This window comes from Streptomyces griseoviridis, assembly GCF_005222485.1.
In the GTDB taxonomy this organism is placed as follows: Bacteria; Actinomycetota; Actinomycetes; order Streptomycetales; family Streptomycetaceae; genus Streptomyces; species Streptomyces hintoniae.
Genome location: NZ_CP029078.1, coordinates 3146869 through 3164513 on the forward strand (window position 1 = coordinate 3146869; position 17645 = coordinate 3164513).

Below are 17645 nucleotides of genomic sequence, written 5' to 3' on the forward strand. Positions count from 1 at the left end.
CCGATCGGCTCCGGTCGATCCACGTTCGTTCCTTTACGTACAAGGGATGCCGATGACCTTCACCCCCCAGCGCGAACCGATATCGGGCGCGAGACGCACGGCACGCATATCCGTGGCCGCCGGACTGGTGGCCGCGCTCTGCGCGGCGGGGCCGATACCCCTGGCCCTCGCCGCCGACGGTCCCACCGCCACCGCCCCGGCGGCCGGCGCCGTCAAGTCCGCGCACGACAAGCTGGGCAGCGACGACGCCGATCTGCTCGCCGAGGCCAAGGCCGACGGCGACGCCACCGTCACGATGATGATCGCCACCGCGCCCGGCGCGACCGCCCAGGTCTCCGACCAGCTGGACGCGGTCAAGGGCGGCTCGGTCGGCAAGACGTACGACAAGCTCGGCTACGTCCGCGCCACCGTCCCCACCGCGAAGGCGGACTCGGCCATCGCCGCCGCCACGAAGCTCTCCTCCGTGCAGGGCATCGACCTGCGCAAGGACATCCCGCTCGACGACCCGAGCCCCGCGGGCGGCTCCACCAAGTCGTCCGGCGTGAAGGCGAGTTACCCGGCCCCGGACAAGAAGACCCCGGCCGAGAACCCGTACAACCCGTCGTTCGAGACGGGCGCCGTCGACTTCGTGAAGGACAACCCGAAGGCCGACGGCCGCGGTGTCACCATCGGCATCCTCGACTCGGGCGTGGACCTCGGCCACCCGGCGCTGCAGAAGACCACCACGGGCGAGCGGAAGATCGTCGACTGGGTGACGGCGACCGACCCGCTGGTCGACAGCGACCGCACCTGGCGTCCGATGCTCACCTCGGTCTCCGGTCCGGCGTTCAGCTACGGCGGCAAGACCTGGAAGGCGCCCTCGGGTTCCTACCAGATCAGCACCTTCCTCGAGTCGTACACGGTCGGCGGCGACGCGGCGGGCGACGCGAACCGCGACGGTGACACCACCGACAGCTGGGGCGTGCTGTACGACGCGAAGGCCGGCACGGTCCGCGTCGACCTGAACAACAACAACGACTTCGGTGACGACGAGCCGATGAAGCCGTACAAGGACGGCTTCCAGGTCGGCTACTTCGGCACCGACGACCCGGCCACCGACGTCGTGGAGCGGCAGCCGTTCGTCGTCGAGATCCGCAAGGACGTCGTCTACAACGCGGCGGGCGCGAAGGCCGACTTCGTCAACATCGGTCTGATCGAGTCCGAGCACGGCACGCACGTGGCCGGCATCACCGCCGCCAACGGCCTGTTCGGCGGCAAGATGAACGGCGCGGCCCCGGGCGCGAAGATCGTCTCCTCGCGGGCCTGCACCTGGACCGGCGGCTGCACCAACGTCGCGCTCACCGAGGGCATGGCCGACCTGGTGATCAACCGCGGGGTCGACATCGTCAACATGTCGATCGGCGGGCTGCCCGCGCTCAACGACGGCAACAACGTCCGCGCGCTGATGTACACGCGGCTCATCGACACCTACGGCGTCCAGCTGGTCATCTCGGCCGGCAACTCAGGGCCCGGCGCCAACACGATCGGCGACCCCGGGCTCGCCGACAAGGTGATCTCGGTCGGCGCGACCATCTCCAAGCAGACCTGGGCCGCCAACTACGGCTCGGTCGTGGAGAAGAAGTACGCGATGATGCCCTTCTCCTCGCGCGGTCCGCGTGAGGACGGCGGCTTCACGCCGACCCTGTCGGCGCCCGGCGCCGCGATCAACACCACGCAGACCTGGCTGCCCGGCGGTCCTGTCGCCGAGGCGGGCTACTCGCTGCCGGCCGGCTACTCGATGCTCCAGGGCACCTCGATGGCGTCCCCGCAGGCCGCCGGCGCCTCGGCGCTGCTGATCTCGGCCGCCAAGCAGAAGCACATCGAGCTGACCCCGGCGACCCTGCGCACCGCCCTCACCTCGACCGCCGACCACGTCAAGGGCGTGCAGGCGTACGAGGAGGGCGCGGGCCTCATCAACATCCCGGACGCCTGGAAGTCCATCCGCAAGGGTGCGACCGCCCACGAGTACACGGTCAAGGCGCCGGTCGACACGGCGATCGACTACGCCCTGAAGACGCCGGGCTTCGGCACCGGCCTCTACGACCGCGAGGGCGGCCTCAAGGCCGGGCAGAAGAAGACCTACGACATCACGATCACCCGTACCACCGGTGCGGACAAGGCGATCCGGCACGAGCTGCACTTCGAGAACAACGCCGGGAAGACCTTCAAGATCGTCGGCTCGGACGAGGTCAAGCTCGGCCTCAACCAGCCGGTGACCGTCAAGGTGCAGGCCAACCCGGAGTCGGCGGGCCTCAAGAGCGCGATCCTGGAGGTCGACGACCCGAAGACCGAGGGCCTCGACAAGCAGATCCTCACCACGGTCGTCGTCTCCGAGCCGCTCAAGTACAGCTACTCGGCGTCGAGTTCGGTGCAGCGCAACAGCACCCAGTCGTACTTCGTGACGGTGCCCGAGGGCGCCACCTCCCTCGAGGTCGCGATCGGCGGCCTGAAGGACAAGAGCCAGACCCGGTTCATCTCGATCCACCCGTACGGCGTCCCGGTCGACAACACCTCAACCCCGTACTGCTACAACAACTACCTCGACGGCAACGGCTGCAAGCCCGACGTGCGCGCGTACCCGAGCCCGCAGGCCGGCGTCTGGGAGATCGAGGTCGAGTCGCGCCGCACCTCGCCGCTGCTCGACAACCCGTACAAGCTGGACGTCGCCGTCCTCGGCGCGGCCTTCGACCCGGCAACCGTGACGGTCCCCGAGGTCAAGGCGGGCACCCCGACCGCCGTCACCTGGAAGGCGACGAACAAGTTCGCCGCCCTCGACGGCCACCTGGTCGGCGGCCCGCTGGGCTCGGCCAAGGCGGCCCGCCCGACCATCGCGCAGGGTGACACCCAGGTCACCACGGTGGAGGTGCCCGCGGGCGCCGCGTCGCTCGACGTCGCCATCGGCAACGTCTCCGACACCGCCGCCGACCTGGACCTGGTGGTGTACAACGCGGCGGGCGCGGTCGTCGGCCAGTCGGCCGACGGTGACTCGGAGGAGGCGGTCTCGATCGCGTCGCCTGCCGCCGGAACGTACACGATCGAGGTCGACGGCTACTCGGTCCCGGCCGGTACCACCGCCTACGACTACCAGGACGTGTTCTTCTCGGCCGCGCTCGGCACGATCGGCGTCGACCAGTCCGCGTCGGTCAAGCTCGGCACCGGCCAGTCGGCCACGTTCTCCGGCACGGTGACCGCCAACGCGGCGGCCCCCGCGGGCCGTGAGTTCTTCGGCCGGGTCCAGCTGGTGAACGCCCGCGGCTCGGTCGCGGGCACCGGCAGCGTGCAGATCGGGAAGGTCACGCCGTGACCCGGTGAGCTGACCTGAAGGGGCGGGTGTCCTCGCGGACGCCCGCCCCTTCGCCGTTCCCGCGCGCGACACCCCCGTCACCGCGCGCAGGACATCCCGGCCGCCCGGGGCAGCGCCCCGGCGGCGGCGGCCCCCTCCCTGGCCACGGCCGCCGCGCCGACGGCCGCGTACCCGGCGGCCGACCCGTCGGCGGGCACCCCGACGAGCAGCACGTCGCCCCGCCTGACGTCCCGCGGCACGGCGCCCCGGTCCAGGAAAAAGCCGACCTCCCGCCCCTCCGCTCCGGCGGGCTTGTAGGAGCGGGTCACGGTGAGGGAGACCCGCCAGGCGCCGTCGGCCGTCCGCGCCACCGCCGTCACCTCGCCCGCGACGACCTGCCGGGCGCAGGCCAGGTAGGCGGGGTCGCCGAAGGGGGCCACCGGCGCGGTCACGGACTTGTCGGAGGCGCCGCCCGCCTGCGACGCGGCGCCTCCGCCCGGGGCGTGCGCCAGCAGCCAGGCCGTCCCCGACAGCGCGCATCCGGCGACGGCGACGGCGACCGCCCCGACCGCGAACCGCCGCCCCCGCCGCCGCCCGCCAGGCGGCTGGAGGCCCGGTCCAGGTGCCGGCTCGGGCCGCGGCGCGCGGCGCGGCCCGGGTGCGGTCGCCAGCGCGTCCCCGATGGCCTTGAGCCGCTCCCCCAGCAGCGCGACGTCCGCCTCGGCCGCGCGATGGGCGGCCAGCGCGGCGGCGTCGGCACCGGGCGGCGGGCCGGCTCCGACGATCGCGGCCAGCAGTCCGTCGTCACCGTCGCAACCGCAGCCGTCGTCGTAGCCGCAGCCGTCGTCGTAGCCGCAGCCGTCGTCGCCGGGTGCGGCGTGCGGGTCATGTCCGCCGCGTCCGGCGCGTTCATCGTGATTGTCGCGTTTGTCGTGTCCGGCGGTCATGTCACACCACCTCGTCCTCGTGCAGACGGGCGCGCAGGGCCCGTACCGCCGTGTGCAGGCGGCTCTTGACCGTGCCCTCGGGGACGCCCAGCTCCTCGGCGATCGAGCGCACCGGCAGGTCGGCGTAGAAGCGCAGGACGACCACCTGCCGCTGGGTGTGCGGGAGTTGGTCCAGGCCCTGGGCGACCGCGAGGGACAGCACGCTGGTGTCCTCGCCCGAGGGCTGGTCGAGGGCGCGCAGCGCGGAGAGCCGCTCGCCGACCCGCTCCTGGCGCCGCTTCGCCCGGTGCCAGTCCATCGCCAGGTTCGAGGCGACGACGGCCGCCCAGGCGGAGACGTCACGGGGCGCCTCGTGACCGTTCGCCGTGCGCTCCAGCAGCCGCAGCCGCACCTGCTGGACCCCGTCGGGCAGGTCGGACTGGGGCACCCCGCCCAGCGCGAGCACCGCCCGCACCCGGCGCTCCTGGACCGCGTCCAGCGGATCACCGCGCTCGTCCGCGCGGGCACGGCGGACCCTTCTGCCCAGCACGAGCCATCCCCCCTCACCACGTTTCCCCTAGGACGCCGTGGCGGCCGGGAACGTTCGGCGCCCGGCGGACTTTCTCCCGCAGGGGGCGTACGGAGGCGTACGTCACACCCGTGGCGTGCGCTGCACGGCTTGCGGCGCCGGGCCGCTCCCGGGTGAATTCCTGCAGCTCGAAGCGGGTGCGGCGGGAGTTCCGCAGGTCCGTGCGGTGGGCGGTGTGGCCGAGACCTCGGTATGGGGCGCAAAGAAGTGGACAGGGTCACCGGGGTCGGCCGCATGATGGAAAAAGCCGCAGACTTGCAGGAAACATGAGCAGGAACACCACGAAGGAGTCGCCGTGAGGGTCGGAATCGTCGGAGCCACCGGTCAGGTCGGCACGGTCATGCGCAGGATCCTGGTGGAGCGGGACTTCCCGGTCACCGAGCTGCGCCTGTTCGCCTCGGCCCGCTCGGCGGGGACGATCCTGGACGGCGTGACGGTGGAGGACGCGGCGACCGCCGACTACGCGGGCCTCGACATCGTGCTGTTCTCGGCGGGCGGCGCCACCTCCAAGGCGCTGGCCGAGAAGGTCGCCGCGCAGGGGCCCGTCGTGATCGACAACTCGTCGGCCTGGCGGCGCGACCCGCAGGTGCCGCTTGTGGTGTCCGAGGTGAACCCGCACGCCATCACCGACCGCCCCAAGGGCATCATCGCCAACCCGAACTGCACGACGATGGCCGCGATGCCGATCCTGCGTCCGCTGCACGCCGAGGCGGGCCTCGAAGCGCTGGTCGTCGCCACCTACCAGGCGGTGTCGGGCTCGGGGGTCGCGGGCGTCGCGGAGCTGCACGGGCAGGCGCAGAAGGTGATCGCCGACGCCGACAAGCTGACCCACGACGGCTCCGCGGTCGACTTCCCCGAGCCGGCCGTCTACCAGCGGCCCATCGCGTTCAACGTGGTGCCGCTCGCGGGCAGCGTCGTGGACGACGGCCTGAACGAGACCGACGAGGAGCAGAAGCTCCGCAACGAGTCCCGGAAGATCCTGGAGATCCCGGGCCTCAAGGTCTCCGGCACCTGTGTGCGGGTGCCGGTCTTCTCCGGGCACTCCCTCCAGATCAACGCCCGCTTCGCCCGCCCGCTCTCCCCCGAGCGCGCCACCGAGCTGCTCGCGGGCGCCCCGGGCGTCGCCCTCTCCGACATCCCGACCCCGCTGGAGGCGGCCGGCCAGGACCCGTCGTACGTGGGCCGCATCCGCGCCGACGAGACCGTGGAGCACGGTCTCGCCCTGTTCGTCTCCAACGACAACCTCCGCAAGGGCGCGGCCCTGAACGCGGTGCAGATCGCGGAGCTGGTGGCGGCGGAGCTGAAGGGTTAAGGCGCCTCGCCGGGGCGCCGCACTTCGTAGAGGAAGCAGCCGTACTCGACGGCCCGGACGTGGACCAGCGCCACGGCCGGGTCGTCGAACGCGTTCCCGAGCGCCTCCTCGTCGACGGTCTCGACGAGGGCGCCGCCCAGGATGCGGCCCCGCGCCGAGTAGCGGCGGACCGTCCGGTGGGCGTTCGCGAACGGGTAGCGGCCGTCCTCGGGGGCGTCGGGGCCCGCGCAGTCGTCGGCGTGCACGAAGACCGGGCCCTGTTCGTCGTAGGCGCCCGGGTCGGCGCCGGTGCGGGACGCCCAGCGGCGCAGCGGGGCGTACGCGACCAGCGCGATCCGCTCCCCCGGCGCGCTGCGGCGCAGACAGCAGCGCAAGGGTGCCCCGCCCTCCCGGTCGGTGACGGCGGTGGCGGGGCGGCCCGCGTCGTCGGCGGTGCGCAGTTCCCTCAGGACCTCGGGTGCGACGGGTCGCGCGGTGTAGGTGTTCATGGCTCCACGGTGACGCGCGGGCCGCCAGGTCACCGGCGGGTTCACGACATCGCCATCGGCGCGGGTCGCGTGGAAGGATGGCGCAACCCACACATAACGAGGAGATGACCGCGTGCCTGGCACAAACCTGACTCGCGAAGAGGCGCGGCAGCGAGCGAAGCTGCTGACCGTTGACTCGTACGAGATCGACCTCGACCTCTCGGGGGCGCAGGAGGGCGGGACCTACAGGTCCACGACCACGGTGCGCTTCGACGTCGCCGAGGGCGGCGGCGAGACCTTCATCGACCTGGTCGCCCCGGCGGTCCACGAGGTGGTCCTGAACGGCGACCCGCTCACCCCCGAGGACGTCTTCCAGGACTCCCGGATCGCGCTGGCCGGTCTGCCGCAGGGCCCGAACGTCCTGCGGGTGGTCGCCGACTGCGCGTACACCAACACCGGTGAGGGCCTGCACCGGTTCGTCGACCCGGTCGACGACCAGGCCTATCTGTACACGCAGTTCGAGGTGCCCGACGCCCGCCGGGTGTTCGCGTCCTTCGAGCAGCCCGACCTCAAGGCCACCTTCCAGTTCACCGTGAAGGCGCCGGGCGGCTGGACCGTCGTGTCGAACTCGCCGACGCCCGAACCCCGCGACGACGTCTGGGTCTTCGAGCCGACGCCGCGCATCTCGACGTACATCACGGCCCTGATCGTCGGCCCGTACCACTCGGTGCACAGCGCCTACGAGAAGGACGGCCAGTCGGTGCCGCTCGGCATCTACTGCCGGCCCTCGCTCGCCGAACACCTCGACTCCGACGCCATCTTCGAGGTGACCAGGCAGGGCTTCGAGTGGTTCCAGGAGAAGTTCGACTACGCGTACCCGTTCGGCAAGTACGACCAGCTGTTCGTGCCCGAGTTCAACGCGGGCGCGATGGAGAACGCGGGCGCGGTCACCATCCGCGACCAGTACGTGTTCCGCTCGAAGGTGACGGACGCGTCGTACGAGCTGCGCGCCGAGACCATCCTGCACGAGCTGGCCCACATGTGGTTCGGCGACCTGGTCACCATGGAGTGGTGGAACGACCTGTGGCTGAACGAGTCGTTCGCCACCTACACCTCCATCGCCTGCCAGGCCCACCACCCCGACTCGCGGTGGCCGCACTCGTGGACGACGTTCGCCAACTCCATGAAGACCTGGGCGTACCGGCAGGACCAACTGCCGTCCACGCACCCGATCATGGCCGAGATCGGCGACCTGGACGACGTCCTCGTCAACTTCGACGGCATCACCTACGCCAAGGGCGCCAGCGTCCTGAAGCAGCTGGTGGCGTACGTCGGGATGGACGAGTTCTTCGCGGGCGTCCAGGCGTACTTCAAGCGCCACGCCTTCGGCAACACCCGCCTCTCGGACCTGCTCGGCGCGCTGGAGGAGACCTCCGGACGTGACCTGAAAACCTGGTCGACGAAGTGGCTGGAGACCGCGGGCATCAACGTCCTGCGCCCGGAGATCGAGACCGACGCCGACGGCGTCATCACCTCGTTCGCGATCCGCCAGGAGGCCCCGGCGCTGCCCGCGGGCGCCAAGGGCGAGCCCACGCTGCGCCCGCACCGGGTCGCGGTCGGCCTGTACGACCTCGACGCGGACAGCGGCAAGCTGGTGCGCGGCGAGCGCGTCGAGCTGGACGTCGACGGCGAGCTGACGGCCGTCCCGCAGCTCGTCGGCGTCCGCCGTCCCGACGTCGTGCTGCTCAACGACGACGACCTGTCGTACGCCAAGGTCCGTCTGGACGAGGCGTCGCTCGCGTTCGTCACCGAGCACCTGGGGGACTTCGAGTCGTCGCTGCCGCGCGCGCTGTGCTGGGCGTCGGCGTGGGACATGACCCGGGACGCGGAGCTGGCCACCCGGGACTACCTCTCGCTGGTGCTGTCCGGCATCGGCAAGGAGTCGGACATCGGTGTGGTGCAGTCCCTGCAACGGCAGGTGAAGCTCGCCATCGAGCTGTACGCCGACCCGAACAGCCGCGAGGCGCTGCTGACCCGTTGGACCGACGCCACGCTGGCGCACCTGCGGTCGGCCGAGGCCGGCGGCGACCACCAGCTGGCGTGGGCGCGGGCGTTCGCGGTGACCGCCCGTACCCCGGAGCAACTGGACCTGCTCGAAGCCCTGTTGGACGGCGCGCAGACCATCGAGGGGCTGGCGGTCGACACCGAACTGCGCTGGGCGCTGGTGCAGCGGCTGGCCGCGGTCGGCCGGTTCGACGAGGCGGAGATCGCCGCCGAGTACGAGCGCGACCGCACGGCCGCGGGTGAGCGGCACGCGGCCAGCGCCCGCGCCGCCCGGCCTACCGCCGAGGCGAAGGCGGAGGCCTGGGCGTCGGTCGTGGAGTCCGACAAGCTGCCGAACGCGGTGCAGGAATCCGTCATCGGCGGCTTCGTCCAGACCGACCAGCGGGAGCTGCTCGCGCCGTACACGGAGCGGTACTTCGAGGTCCTCAAGGACGCGTGGGACGCCCGGTCGCACGAGATGGCCCAGCAGATCGCCGTCGGTCTCTACCCGGGGATCCAGGTCTCCCAGGAGACGCTCGACCTGACGGACGCCTGGCTGGCAGGCGCCGAGCCGAACGCGGCCCTGCGCCGCCTGGTCTCGGAGTCCCGCTCGGGTGTGGAGCGCGCGCTGCGCGCCCAGGAGGCGGACGCGCGCCACGCGTAACGTGCGGACGAGGGCGTCCGGTGCGACCACACCGGACGCCCTCGCGCAGGCGCGCCGCCCGACGTCGACTAGCGGTGTTCGCGGGCCAGTTGGGCGGGAGGTCCGGCGGGAGCGAGAGGCCCGGCGGGAGCGGCGGGAGCGAGAGGCCCGGCGGGAGCGGCGGGAGCCGGAGGCCCGGCGGGACGAGCGGGAGCCGGAGGCCCGGCGGGACGAGCGGGAGCCAGTGGTCCGGCGGGTCCGGCCTGGACGGCGGGGCCGGTCGCGCCGGGCGATCGCACCCTCCCGTCACCGACCCCGCTCCCTCTCCTGCCCGCGCCTGCGCCTGCTCCGCCGCCGCCCCGCCCCAGCTGTCCCGCCACCGTGGCCCCGAACGCCAGGGCCATGCCGGTGAGTTGGAGCGGGGTGAGGGTCTCGTCCAGGGCCGCCCAGCCGACGACCGCGGCGGTCAGCGGGGAGAGCGGGCCGAGGAAGGTGACCTGGGTGGCGGTGAGCCGGCCGATGCCGCGGAACCAGAGCCAGTACGCGACGGCGGTGTTGGCGAGGGCGAGATAGAGGTAGCCGCCGACGGCACGGGCGTCGAGCGCGGGCGGGGCGCCCTCGACGGCCAGGGCGAGCGGGGCGATCAGCAGGCCGCCCGCGGTGAGCTGCCAGCCGGTGAGCGCCAGCGGGCCCACACCTTCGGGGCGGCCCCACTTCTTGGTGAGCACCGTGCCGGTCGACATCGACGCGGTCGAGGCGAGCGCGGCCAGCACGCCGACGGTGTCGAGCGACCCGGCCGCCTTCAGGACGACGAGACTGACGCCGAACGCGGCGACCGCCCCGGCTGTCAGCGCCCGCGCCGTGGGCCGCCGTCCCAGCAGCAGCGCCGAGAGGCCGATCACCAGCAGCGGTCCGACCGACCCGACGACCGCCGCCGTCCCGCCGGGCAGCCGGTAGGCGGACAGGAACAGCAGCGGGAAGAACGCGCCGATGTTGAGCGCGCCGAGCACCGCGGACCGCCACCACCAGGCGCCGCGCGGCAGCACCCGGGCGAGCGCGAGCAGTCCGAGCCCGGCGGGGAGCGCCCTGGCCAGGGCGGTGAACAGGGGGCGGTCCGCGGGCAGGAACGCGGTGGTGACGGCGTAGGTGGTGCCCCAGGAGACCGGGGCGAGGGCGGTGAGCAGTACGGTCGCCGACCGCTTCATGACAGGCACCTCTCTAGGAACTCCCCCGGGCCTCTCGGATCGCTCGAATCTCCGGGATCTCGCCGACCCCTCGGCTCGGATTCCTCGGCTCGGATTCCTCGACTCGGATCTCGCGGATCTCGCGGATCCCTCCCGGGTGGAGGCGCCCGTCCCGAACGAGCACATCGATAGCTTAGCGCTAAGCAACTTATCGTCAAGCCACTTTCTTGCGGGCAAGCCGTCCCGGTCGGATACTCACCGCATGAGCGGACACAGCGGCGACTCCGTCGACGCGATCATCGAGCAGTGGGCGGCCGTGCGGCCGGACCTCGACACCCGGGCCATGGAGGTCTTCGGACGGATCTTCCAGCTGGCCCGCACGATGGGCGACGACATGGAGCAGGCGTACGTGCCCTACGGGATCGCCCGCGGCGAGTTCGACGTCCTCGCCGCGCTGCGCAGGTCGGGCGAGCCCTACACCCTCTCGCCGCGCCAGCTCTCGGCCACACTGATGCTCACCACGGGCGGTATGACCGGGCGCCTCGACAAGCTGGAGCGGGCCGCGCTGCTGCGCCGCTCCCCCGACCCGCACGACCGCCGGGGCCTGCATGTCACCCTGACGCCCGAGGGGTTGGCGCTCATCGACCGGGCCGTCGGCGCGGGACTGGCGGCCCAGACGGCCGCGCTGTCCGCCCTCGACGACGAACAGGCCGGCCAACTGGCCGACCTGCTCAGGACGTTGCTCGCCGGAACGCCCGGCGGCCGTTAGGCGACGGCGCCCTCGGGGCTCGGGGCTGTCCGGCCCAGGTGGGCGGTGACGGCCGCCTCGATCTCCCGGGGGTCCGCCGTGTCCGACGCCCAGGCCGTGTAGCCGTCGGGCCGCACCAGCAGCGCCGTCGACCGCCCGCTCACCCAACTCGCCACCGCCAAGCGATCCTTGTGGGCGTCCAGGCCCTGGCAGCCTTGCGATCCGCGCGGGGTGACCAGCACGAACCGGCCGCCGCGCAGCGCCTCGTGGAGGCGGCCGGTGCTCAACGCGACGTCCGGGACGCGCCGTCCGGTCAGCCGGTGGGCGCCCCGGGGCGCGGGGTAGCGGAAGCCGATGCCGGTGAGCTCGCCGACGGCCGCGCGCCTGGCCGGGGCGACCGCCGAGACACAGCGGGTCAGCGCCGCGCCGGCCTCAAGGGTCAGGCGGTGCTTGGCCATGGCGAGCCGGATGATGCCGCCGCTGCTGCGCAGCACCGCCTTGCCGACCGGGTGCCGTTCGGCCTGGTAGCTGTCGAGCAGGGCGTCGTCCGCGTGGCCGCGCAGCACGGCGGCGAGCTTCCAGCCGAGGTTGGCGGCGTCCTGGAGCCCGGTGTTCATGCCCTGCCCGCCCGCCGGGGTGTGCACATGGGCGGCGTCCCCCGCGAGCAGGACGCGGCCCACCCGGTAGGCGGGCGCCTGGCGTTCGTCGCTGTGGAAGCGGGACATCCACCGCACGTCGTGCATCCCGTAGTCCGTCCCGAACACCAGCCGGACGATCGACCGCAGTTCGTCGAGGCCGACGGGCTCGCTGTCGGCGACGTCCCGGTCGTGGCGCCAGCCGATGACCCGGTGGTAGCCGTCCCCGAAGGACGCCAGGAACGCGAACGCCCCGCCGACGGCGTTGCCGGTGAGCAGTTCGGCCGGCTGCTCGGTCAGCCGCACGTCCGCGAGGACCACGGAGCGGATCACCGACCGCCCGGGGAACGGCAGCCCCACCGCGCGGCGCACCACGCTCCGCATCCCGTCGGCGCCGACCACGTACCGGGCCCGCAGCCGCTCCGTCGCCCCGCCGGGGCCGCGGGTCTCGACGGTGACACCGTCGGCGTCCTGCGCGAGGCCCGTCACCTCGGTCTCGTACCGGAACTCGACGCCCGCCCGGACCGCCCACCGCTCCAGCACCCCTTCCACCTCGTACTGCGGGGTGACGAGGACGTGGTTGAAGCGGGACGGCAGCGTGTCGAGCCTGACGGTCAGCCCACCGACGAGCTGGAGCGCGCCGAGGGGCGTGCCGACCGCCTCCAGGTCGTCGGCGAGCCCCCGGGCGTCGAGCTGCTCCAGGGTGCGGGCGTGCACGGCGAAGGCCCGGGACAGGTTGTTGACCTGGTGCCTGCGCTTTTCGAGGACGGTGACGGGGACGCCCGCGACGGCGAGGTCCCCGGCCAGCAGCAGCCCGGTGGGACCCGAGCCGACGACGATCACGGGGTGAGTGGTGTGGGTGTTGCCGGTGCCGACCATGAGGGGCCTCCTGACGCCAACGCTTGTTGACGACGATACGAGGGTCTCCCACGGGAGTCAACAACCGTTGGCAAACGAATGTTGGCACACCCTTGTTGGCCAACAACTGTTGGCCTAAACTCGCGAACATGACCGAAAAACCCACCCCCACACCCGCGTCAGGACCCGCACCCGCATCAGGGCCCGCAGCCGCGTCAGGGCCCGCGTCGGAGTCCGCACCCGCGTCAGAGTCCGCGTCCGCCCCGCCCCGGCGTCGCTCCGACGGCACCCGGGAGGCGATCCTCGTCGCCGCGCGCGAACGCTTCGCCGCCGACGGCTACGAACGCGCCACCATCCGCGCCATCGCCAAGGACGCCAGGATCGACCCGTCGATGGTGATGCGCTACTACGGCAGCAAGGAGGGCCTGTTCGCGGCGGCCGTCTCGGTGGACCTGCGGCTGCCCGACCTCGGCGCGCTGCGCCGGGAGGAGGTCGGCGAGGCGCTGGTGACGCATCTGTTCGGGCTCTGGGAGTCCAGCGACGTGCTCACGGCGATGCTGCGGGTCGCGACGGCGGGTCCTGCCGGGGCGGAGCGGATGCAGGAGACGTTCCGTGAGCAGTTGCTGCCGGCCGCGCGGCAGGCGTGCCCCGACCCGGAGCAGGTGCCGACGCGGGCGGCGCTCGCCGCGTCGCAGTTGCTCGGGTTCGCGCTGACCCGGTATGTGCTGCGGCTGCCGCCGTCAGTGGCGCTCAGCCGCGCGGAGATCGTGGCGTGGCTCGGCCCCACGGTCCAGCGCTATCTGACCGCGCCGAGCCCGTGACCCGGGCGGAGCGGCACGGGCCTGAACGCGCCGAGGGCGCCGTCCCGTTCGCGTACGGCGGCGCGGATGCGCGTACGCGGACGGGGCGGCGCCCTCGGCGGAAGGGGGTGGGGTGCGGGCGGGCCGCTGTCAGGCCTCCGCCTTCACCTTGGTCTTCGGCGCGCGGTCCTTCGACTTGTCCAGGACCATCACCAGACCCGCGATGACCGCGAACAGGACGAGCGGGCAGAGCACGTAGAGGCCGAGCGTCTCGATGACGCTCAGACCCGGGCCCGGGTCGTCGCCGTCGTCACGCGTCAGCGCGAGCGCGGGGGACGACATCAGCAGCATCATCAGCGTCGTACCGGCGGCCAGGGCGCCGGCGCGCAGGGCGTTCTTGTTGTCCACGGTGCCAAAAGTATCGAACGCCGGATACGGGCGCTCGTCCGGGGGTGCCGTACGAGGCGCGACGCCCCCGCGGCCCTTGGGAACGCCGGGCTCCCGGAAGCCCGGGAGCCTCGGAGCCGAGAGTCCGAGAAGAGTCGAGAGATCAGGAAACCCCGGAAACCCGGCACCCCCGCGCCCCGCGCCCCGCGCGCCACGGAAACCCGGCGTCCCCGCGCCCCGGCGCCCCCGGAAGCCAGGAGCCCCCCGTCTCACCCCTCGCCCCGCAGCACCTTCATCAGCGCGTGCAGGCGTGGTGCGGCGGCCAGTTCCTCCAGGGTGACCGGGCGGCCCGTCGGATCGGCGACGGGCAGCCGCCAGTTCGGGTAGGCGTCGGAGGTGCCGGGGAGGTTCTGCGGGCGGCGGTCGCCGATGGCGTCGGGGAGCCAGACGCCGACCAGTCGGGCCGGGGTGCGCAGCAGGAACCGGTGGACGGCCTGCACCTCGGCCTCCTCCTGGGAGGAGCCCGGGGTGGCGGCGGGCAGCAGGCCGAGCCGGGTGAGGACGGCGAGCCACTCCCCGATGTCGGCCTCGGCCTCGGCGCGTTCGGTGGCGAGGGGGCGGGTGGCGAGGCCGAGCCGGTCGCGGAGGTCGACGTGTTCGCCGGTGAGCCGGGCCGCGGTGGGCGGCAGGTCGTGGGTGGTGGCGGTGGCGAGGCAGTCCGCGCGCCAGGACTCGGGCGGCAGCGGTGCGCCGTCGCCCTCCCAGTCCCGTTCGAACCAGAGGACGGACGTGCCGAGCACCCCGCGTTCGCGCAGCCGCTCGCGTACCCCGGGTTCGACGGTGCCCAGGTCCTCGCCGATGACGAAGGACCCGGCGCGGGCGGCTTCGAGGACCAGCACGGCGAGCATGGCCTCGGCGTCGTAGCGGACGTAGGTGCCCTCGGTGGGCGGTTCGCCCTGCGGGACCCACCAGAGCCGGAACAGGCCCATGACGTGGTCGATGCGCAGGGCGCCCGCGGAGCGGAACAGGGCGCGCAGGAGCCGCCGGTAGGGGGCGTAGCCGGAGGCGGCGAGGCGGTCGGGGCGCCAGGGCGGCAGACCCCAGTCCTGGCCGCGGGAGTTGAAGGCGTCCGGTGGTGCGCCGACCGACATCCCGGCGGCGAAGAAGGGCTGTTGGGCCCAGGCGTCGGCGCCTTCGGGGTGCACGCCGACGGCGAGGTCGTGGATGATCCCGACCGGCATGCCGGCCTCGCGGGCGGCGCGCTGGGCGGCGGTGAGCTGGGTGTCGGTGAGCCAGGCGAGCCTGCGGTGGAACTCGACGCGGCCCGCGGCGTCGCGGCGGGCCGCGGCGGTCCCGTCGGAGCGGGGGTCGCGCAGGGCGGTGGGCCAGCGGCGCCAGTCGGAGCCGTGCAGTTCGGCGAGGGCGTTCCAGGTGGCGTGGTCGTCGAGGGCCTGGCCCTGGTCGGCGACGAAGGCGGCGAAGGCGGCGGCGCGGCCGGGTCCGAGGGGGACGGCGGCGACCAGTTCGAGCGCCTCCCGTTTCAGCTCCCACACCGCGTCCCGGTCGATCAGGGCGCCGTCGGCGAGGACGGAGGCGCGCAGCCGGTCGGCGCGGTCGAGGAGGGCGTGGATCCGGTCGGGGGCGCGGACGTCGGCCCATTCGGGGACGTCCTGGACGCGGAGGTAGACCGGGTCGGGGAAGCGGCGGGAGGAGGGCCGGTAGGGGGACGGGTCGGTGGGGGCGCCGGGTACGGCCGCGTGCAGCGGGTTGACCTGGAGGAATCCGGTGCCGAGCGCGCGTCCGGCCCAGGAGGCGAGTTCGGAGAGGTCACCGAGGTCGCCGATGCCCCAGGAGCGGGTGGAGAGGAGGGAGTAGAGCTGGACGAGGAGTCCGTGGGAGCGGCCCTCGGGGGTGGGCAGCCGGGCCGGGGCGACCACCAGGTGGGTCTCGCCGGTGCGGCCGTCTGGCGTGGTGGCGGTCAGGCGGTGGACGCCCGGCGGGATGTCCGGCGGGAGTGTGGTGCCGGTGCGGGTGGCGCCGTCCTCGTCGTGGACGCGCAGGCGGGTGCCGGGCGGGAGGGCGGCGAGGGCCGGTGGGACGGGCGGGTCGTCGCCGCCGGTCCAGTGGACGACCGTGGGCGGCAGCAGCCGCCGCGCCAGCTCCTCTTCGCGGGCGGCCAGGGCGGCGGCGGTGGCCTCGGGGGTGACCGCGTCGACGTCGAGGGCGGCCAGGACGCGGGTGACGGCGGTGGCGGAGGCGGGGACCGCGCGGTCCGGGGAGGGGCGGTAGGAGGTGGCCACGCCGTGCAGTTCGGCGAGCCGGGTGAGGTCGTCGGAGAGCGGCCCGGCCGGCCGCCGCCCCGCCACTACGGCCTCGTGTCGTCCGGCTCGGGGGCGGCGGACTCGCTGGTCAGGGGCGCGGCGTCGGCGAGGGGTGGTTCGCTGGTGAGGGGCTCGGCGTCGGGCAGCGGGGGTTCGCTGGTGAGGGGGGCCTCGGTGCAGGCGCTCTCCGAGCTGAAGACGCAGAGGTCGTCGTCGAGGTCGACCTCCGCCTCGGCGAGCGCCACGTGTTTGGAGAGGGCCGGGAGCAGAAGGTGTGCCGGTGCGGCCACGGGGGGCCTCCTTGTCGAATACGGCGAGCAGGCTGCGGTTGTCGCAGCCCTACCCCGTGGGCGCCGTGGCAGACGTCCGCAGCGGGAGATCGTGCCTCTCGTCACATTCTGTTCGGGGCCAATCTCTCCAGAGTGCGACAAAGTGGACGGGCCGTCCAGTTTTTCGAACATTGGTTCGGTGGTTGCCGTGGGAGCCGTCCCCGCGGCGCGAGGGCACGCCCGCCCGTCGGCGCGGCGCCGTCGGGTCCCGGGAGCGCGGCGGACTCCCGGGCCCTGCCCCGCCGGTCCACGCGCGGGGTGCGGACATGCGAAGGCCCGGACGTCAGGCTGAGATGCCGTCGATCCGGGCCATGGCGTCGTCCGCGCCGAAGGGTTGCAAGTACGGCAGCCAGCGCGGGTCCCGATGTCCGGTCCCGATGATGCGCCAGGCGAGACCGGTGGGCGGGGCGGGTTTGTGGCGCAGCCGCCAGCCGATCTCGAAGAGGTGCCGGTCGGCCTTCACGTGGTTGCAGCGGCGGCAGGACGCCACGACGTTGTCCCAGACGTGCTGTCCCCCGCGGCTGCGCGGGATGACGTGGTCGACGCTGGTTGCGACGCCACCGCAGTACATGCACCGGCCGCCGTCCCGCGCGAAGAGCGCGCGGCGAGTGAGAGGAACGGGCCCCCGGTAGGGGACCCGCACGAATCGCTTGAGCCGGACCACGCTCGGGGCGGGGACTGTGACGGTCGCGCTGTGCATGAAGGCGCCGGATTCCTCCAGGCACACGGCCTTGTTCTCCAGAACGAGGATGAGCGCGCGGCGGAGCGGTACGACGCCGAGTGGCTCGTACGACGCGTTGAGGACCAGGACATGCGGCACGGATGCCTCCTTGGGCGTCGGCGGCGCGTGGCTCGCGCCGGGACGATCTGCGTTCAGTCTCCCCTCATGGCTGGTCGTCGCGCCACCATCTCCCGGTAACGGGCTGGGAGTGTTTTCGACCACACCGGGCGGGCCGCGCGCGCCCCGGGCCTCCCAGTCCCAGGTGAGCACCGTCTCTCCTCCGTCCGTCCGTCCGGTCGCCACACGATGCCCCGTTAGTGTGGTCACCCTGTCCCGCGGTGACCTTTCCGTGACCTTGAC

The 17645-nt window shown here is 73.2% G+C and carries 14 protein-coding genes; 5 read left to right on the plus strand and 9 right to left on the minus strand.

Going from position 1 to position 17645, the window contains the following annotated elements; translation table 11 throughout:
- Positions 1-52 precede the first annotated feature (52 nt).
- The gene (locus DDJ31_RS13030) at positions 53-3343 is read left to right on the plus strand and encodes a S8 family serine peptidase (RefSeq protein WP_127180103.1); all 3291 of its coding nucleotides are present in this window, start codon (positions 53-55) and stop codon (positions 3341-3343) included.
- A gap of 77 nt (positions 3344-3420) precedes the next feature.
- On the opposite strand, the gene DDJ31_RS13035 is transcribed toward DDJ31_RS13030, so the two are convergent.
- Positions 3421-4269, minus strand: a complete 849-nt coding sequence (locus tag DDJ31_RS13035; protein ID WP_127180102.1) for a hypothetical protein — start codon at positions 4267-4269, stop codon at positions 3421-3423.
- Position 4270: 1 nt separating this feature from the next.
- Entirely contained in the window at positions 4271-4798 is a 528-nt protein-coding gene (locus DDJ31_RS13040) for an RNA polymerase sigma factor (protein WP_127180101.1), read from the minus strand.
- A 334-nt stretch (positions 4799-5132) separates the two neighbouring features.
- Between DDJ31_RS13040 and DDJ31_RS13045 the strand changes: the two genes are divergently transcribed.
- Positions 5133-6149 (plus strand): aspartate-semialdehyde dehydrogenase, encoded by a 1017-nt coding sequence (locus tag DDJ31_RS13045; RefSeq protein ID WP_127180100.1) that lies wholly within the window; start codon positions 5133-5135, stop codon positions 6147-6149.
- Here the strand turns inward: DDJ31_RS13045 and DDJ31_RS13050 are convergent.
- Positions 6146-6637: a DUF1203 domain-containing protein gene (locus tag DDJ31_RS13050; RefSeq protein ID WP_127180099.1), complete on the minus strand. Its 492-nt coding sequence runs from the start codon at positions 6635-6637 to the stop codon at positions 6146-6148. The genes DDJ31_RS13045 and DDJ31_RS13050 overlap by 4 nt on opposite strands.
- 112 nt (positions 6638-6749) lie before the next feature.
- Here DDJ31_RS13050 and pepN point away from each other — a divergent pair, with 112 nt between their 5' ends.
- A complete protein-coding gene (pepN, locus tag DDJ31_RS13055) occupies positions 6750-9323 on the plus strand; it encodes an aminopeptidase N (protein ID WP_127180098.1) in 2574 nt (857 codons plus the stop codon).
- Between the two features lie 68 nt (positions 9324-9391).
- On the opposite strand, the gene DDJ31_RS13060 is transcribed toward pepN, so the two are convergent.
- Positions 9392-10507, minus strand: coding sequence for an EamA family transporter (locus DDJ31_RS13060; protein WP_171480819.1), 1116 nt, complete (start codon positions 10505-10507; stop codon positions 9392-9394).
- Between the two features lie 241 nt (positions 10508-10748).
- Between DDJ31_RS13060 and DDJ31_RS13065 the strand changes: the two genes are divergently transcribed.
- A complete protein-coding gene (locus DDJ31_RS13065) occupies positions 10749-11255 on the plus strand; it encodes a MarR family winged helix-turn-helix transcriptional regulator (RefSeq protein WP_127180097.1) in 507 nt (168 codons plus the stop codon).
- Here DDJ31_RS13065 and DDJ31_RS13070 read toward each other — a convergent pair.
- Positions 11252-12748, minus strand: a complete 1497-nt coding sequence (locus tag DDJ31_RS13070; RefSeq protein WP_127180096.1) for an FAD-dependent monooxygenase — start codon at positions 12746-12748, stop codon at positions 11252-11254. The two genes, DDJ31_RS13065 and DDJ31_RS13070, sit on opposite strands and share 4 nt — an antisense overlap.
- A gap of 128 nt (positions 12749-12876) precedes the next feature.
- Between DDJ31_RS13070 and DDJ31_RS13075 the strand changes: the two genes are divergently transcribed.
- On the plus strand, positions 12877-13548 hold the full coding sequence (locus DDJ31_RS13075; RefSeq protein WP_127180095.1) for a TetR family transcriptional regulator: 672 nt from the start codon (positions 12877-12879) through the stop codon (positions 13546-13548).
- Positions 13549-13677: 129 nt separating this feature from the next.
- Here the strand turns inward: DDJ31_RS13075 and DDJ31_RS13080 are convergent, their stop codons facing one another.
- From DDJ31_RS13080 to DDJ31_RS13095, 4 genes are all read right to left on the minus strand, one after another.
- Complete coding sequence (locus DDJ31_RS13080; RefSeq protein ID WP_127180094.1) at positions 13678-13935, minus strand: hypothetical protein; 258 nt, start codon at positions 13933-13935, stop codon at positions 13678-13680.
- Positions 13936-14183: 248 nt separating this feature from the next.
- A complete protein-coding gene (malQ, locus tag DDJ31_RS13085) occupies positions 14184-16280 on the minus strand; it encodes a 4-alpha-glucanotransferase (RefSeq protein WP_127180093.1) in 2097 nt (698 codons plus the stop codon).
- Positions 16280-16525: a hypothetical protein gene (locus tag DDJ31_RS13090; protein WP_127180092.1), complete on the minus strand. Its 246-nt coding sequence runs from the start codon at positions 16523-16525 to the stop codon at positions 16280-16282. Before DDJ31_RS13090 ends, malQ begins: the two co-directional genes overlap by 1 nt.
- 322 nt (positions 16526-16847) lie before the next feature.
- The gene (locus DDJ31_RS13095; RefSeq protein WP_127180091.1) at positions 16848-17384 is read right to left on the minus strand and encodes an HNH endonuclease; all 537 of its coding nucleotides are present in this window, start codon (positions 17382-17384) and stop codon (positions 16848-16850) included.
- Positions 17385-17645 lie beyond the last annotated feature (261 nt).

Coding starts and splice junctions, on each gene's coding strand:
- DDJ31_RS13060 (WP_171480819.1), bottom strand. CDS start 10,507: ATGAAGCGGTCGGCGACCGTACTGCTCACCGCCCTCGCCCCGGTCTCC.
- DDJ31_RS13050 (WP_127180099.1), bottom strand. CDS start 6,637: ATGAACACCTACACCGCGCGACCCGTCGCACCCGAGGTCCTGAGGGAA.
- DDJ31_RS13070 (WP_127180096.1), bottom strand. CDS start 12,748: ATGGTCGGCACCGGCAACACCCACACCACTCACCCCGTGATCGTCGTC.
- DDJ31_RS13065 (WP_127180097.1), top strand. CDS start 10,749: ATGAGCGGACACAGCGGCGACTCCGTCGACGCGATCATCGAGCAGTGG.
- DDJ31_RS13035 (WP_127180102.1), bottom strand. CDS start 4,269: ATGACCGCCGGACACGACAAACGCGACAATCACGATGAACGCGCCGGA.
- DDJ31_RS13030 (WP_127180103.1), top strand. CDS start 53: ATGACCTTCACCCCCCAGCGCGAACCGATATCGGGCGCGAGACGCACG.
- DDJ31_RS13075 (WP_127180095.1), top strand. CDS start 12,877: ATGACCGAAAAACCCACCCCCACACCCGCGTCAGGACCCGCACCCGCA.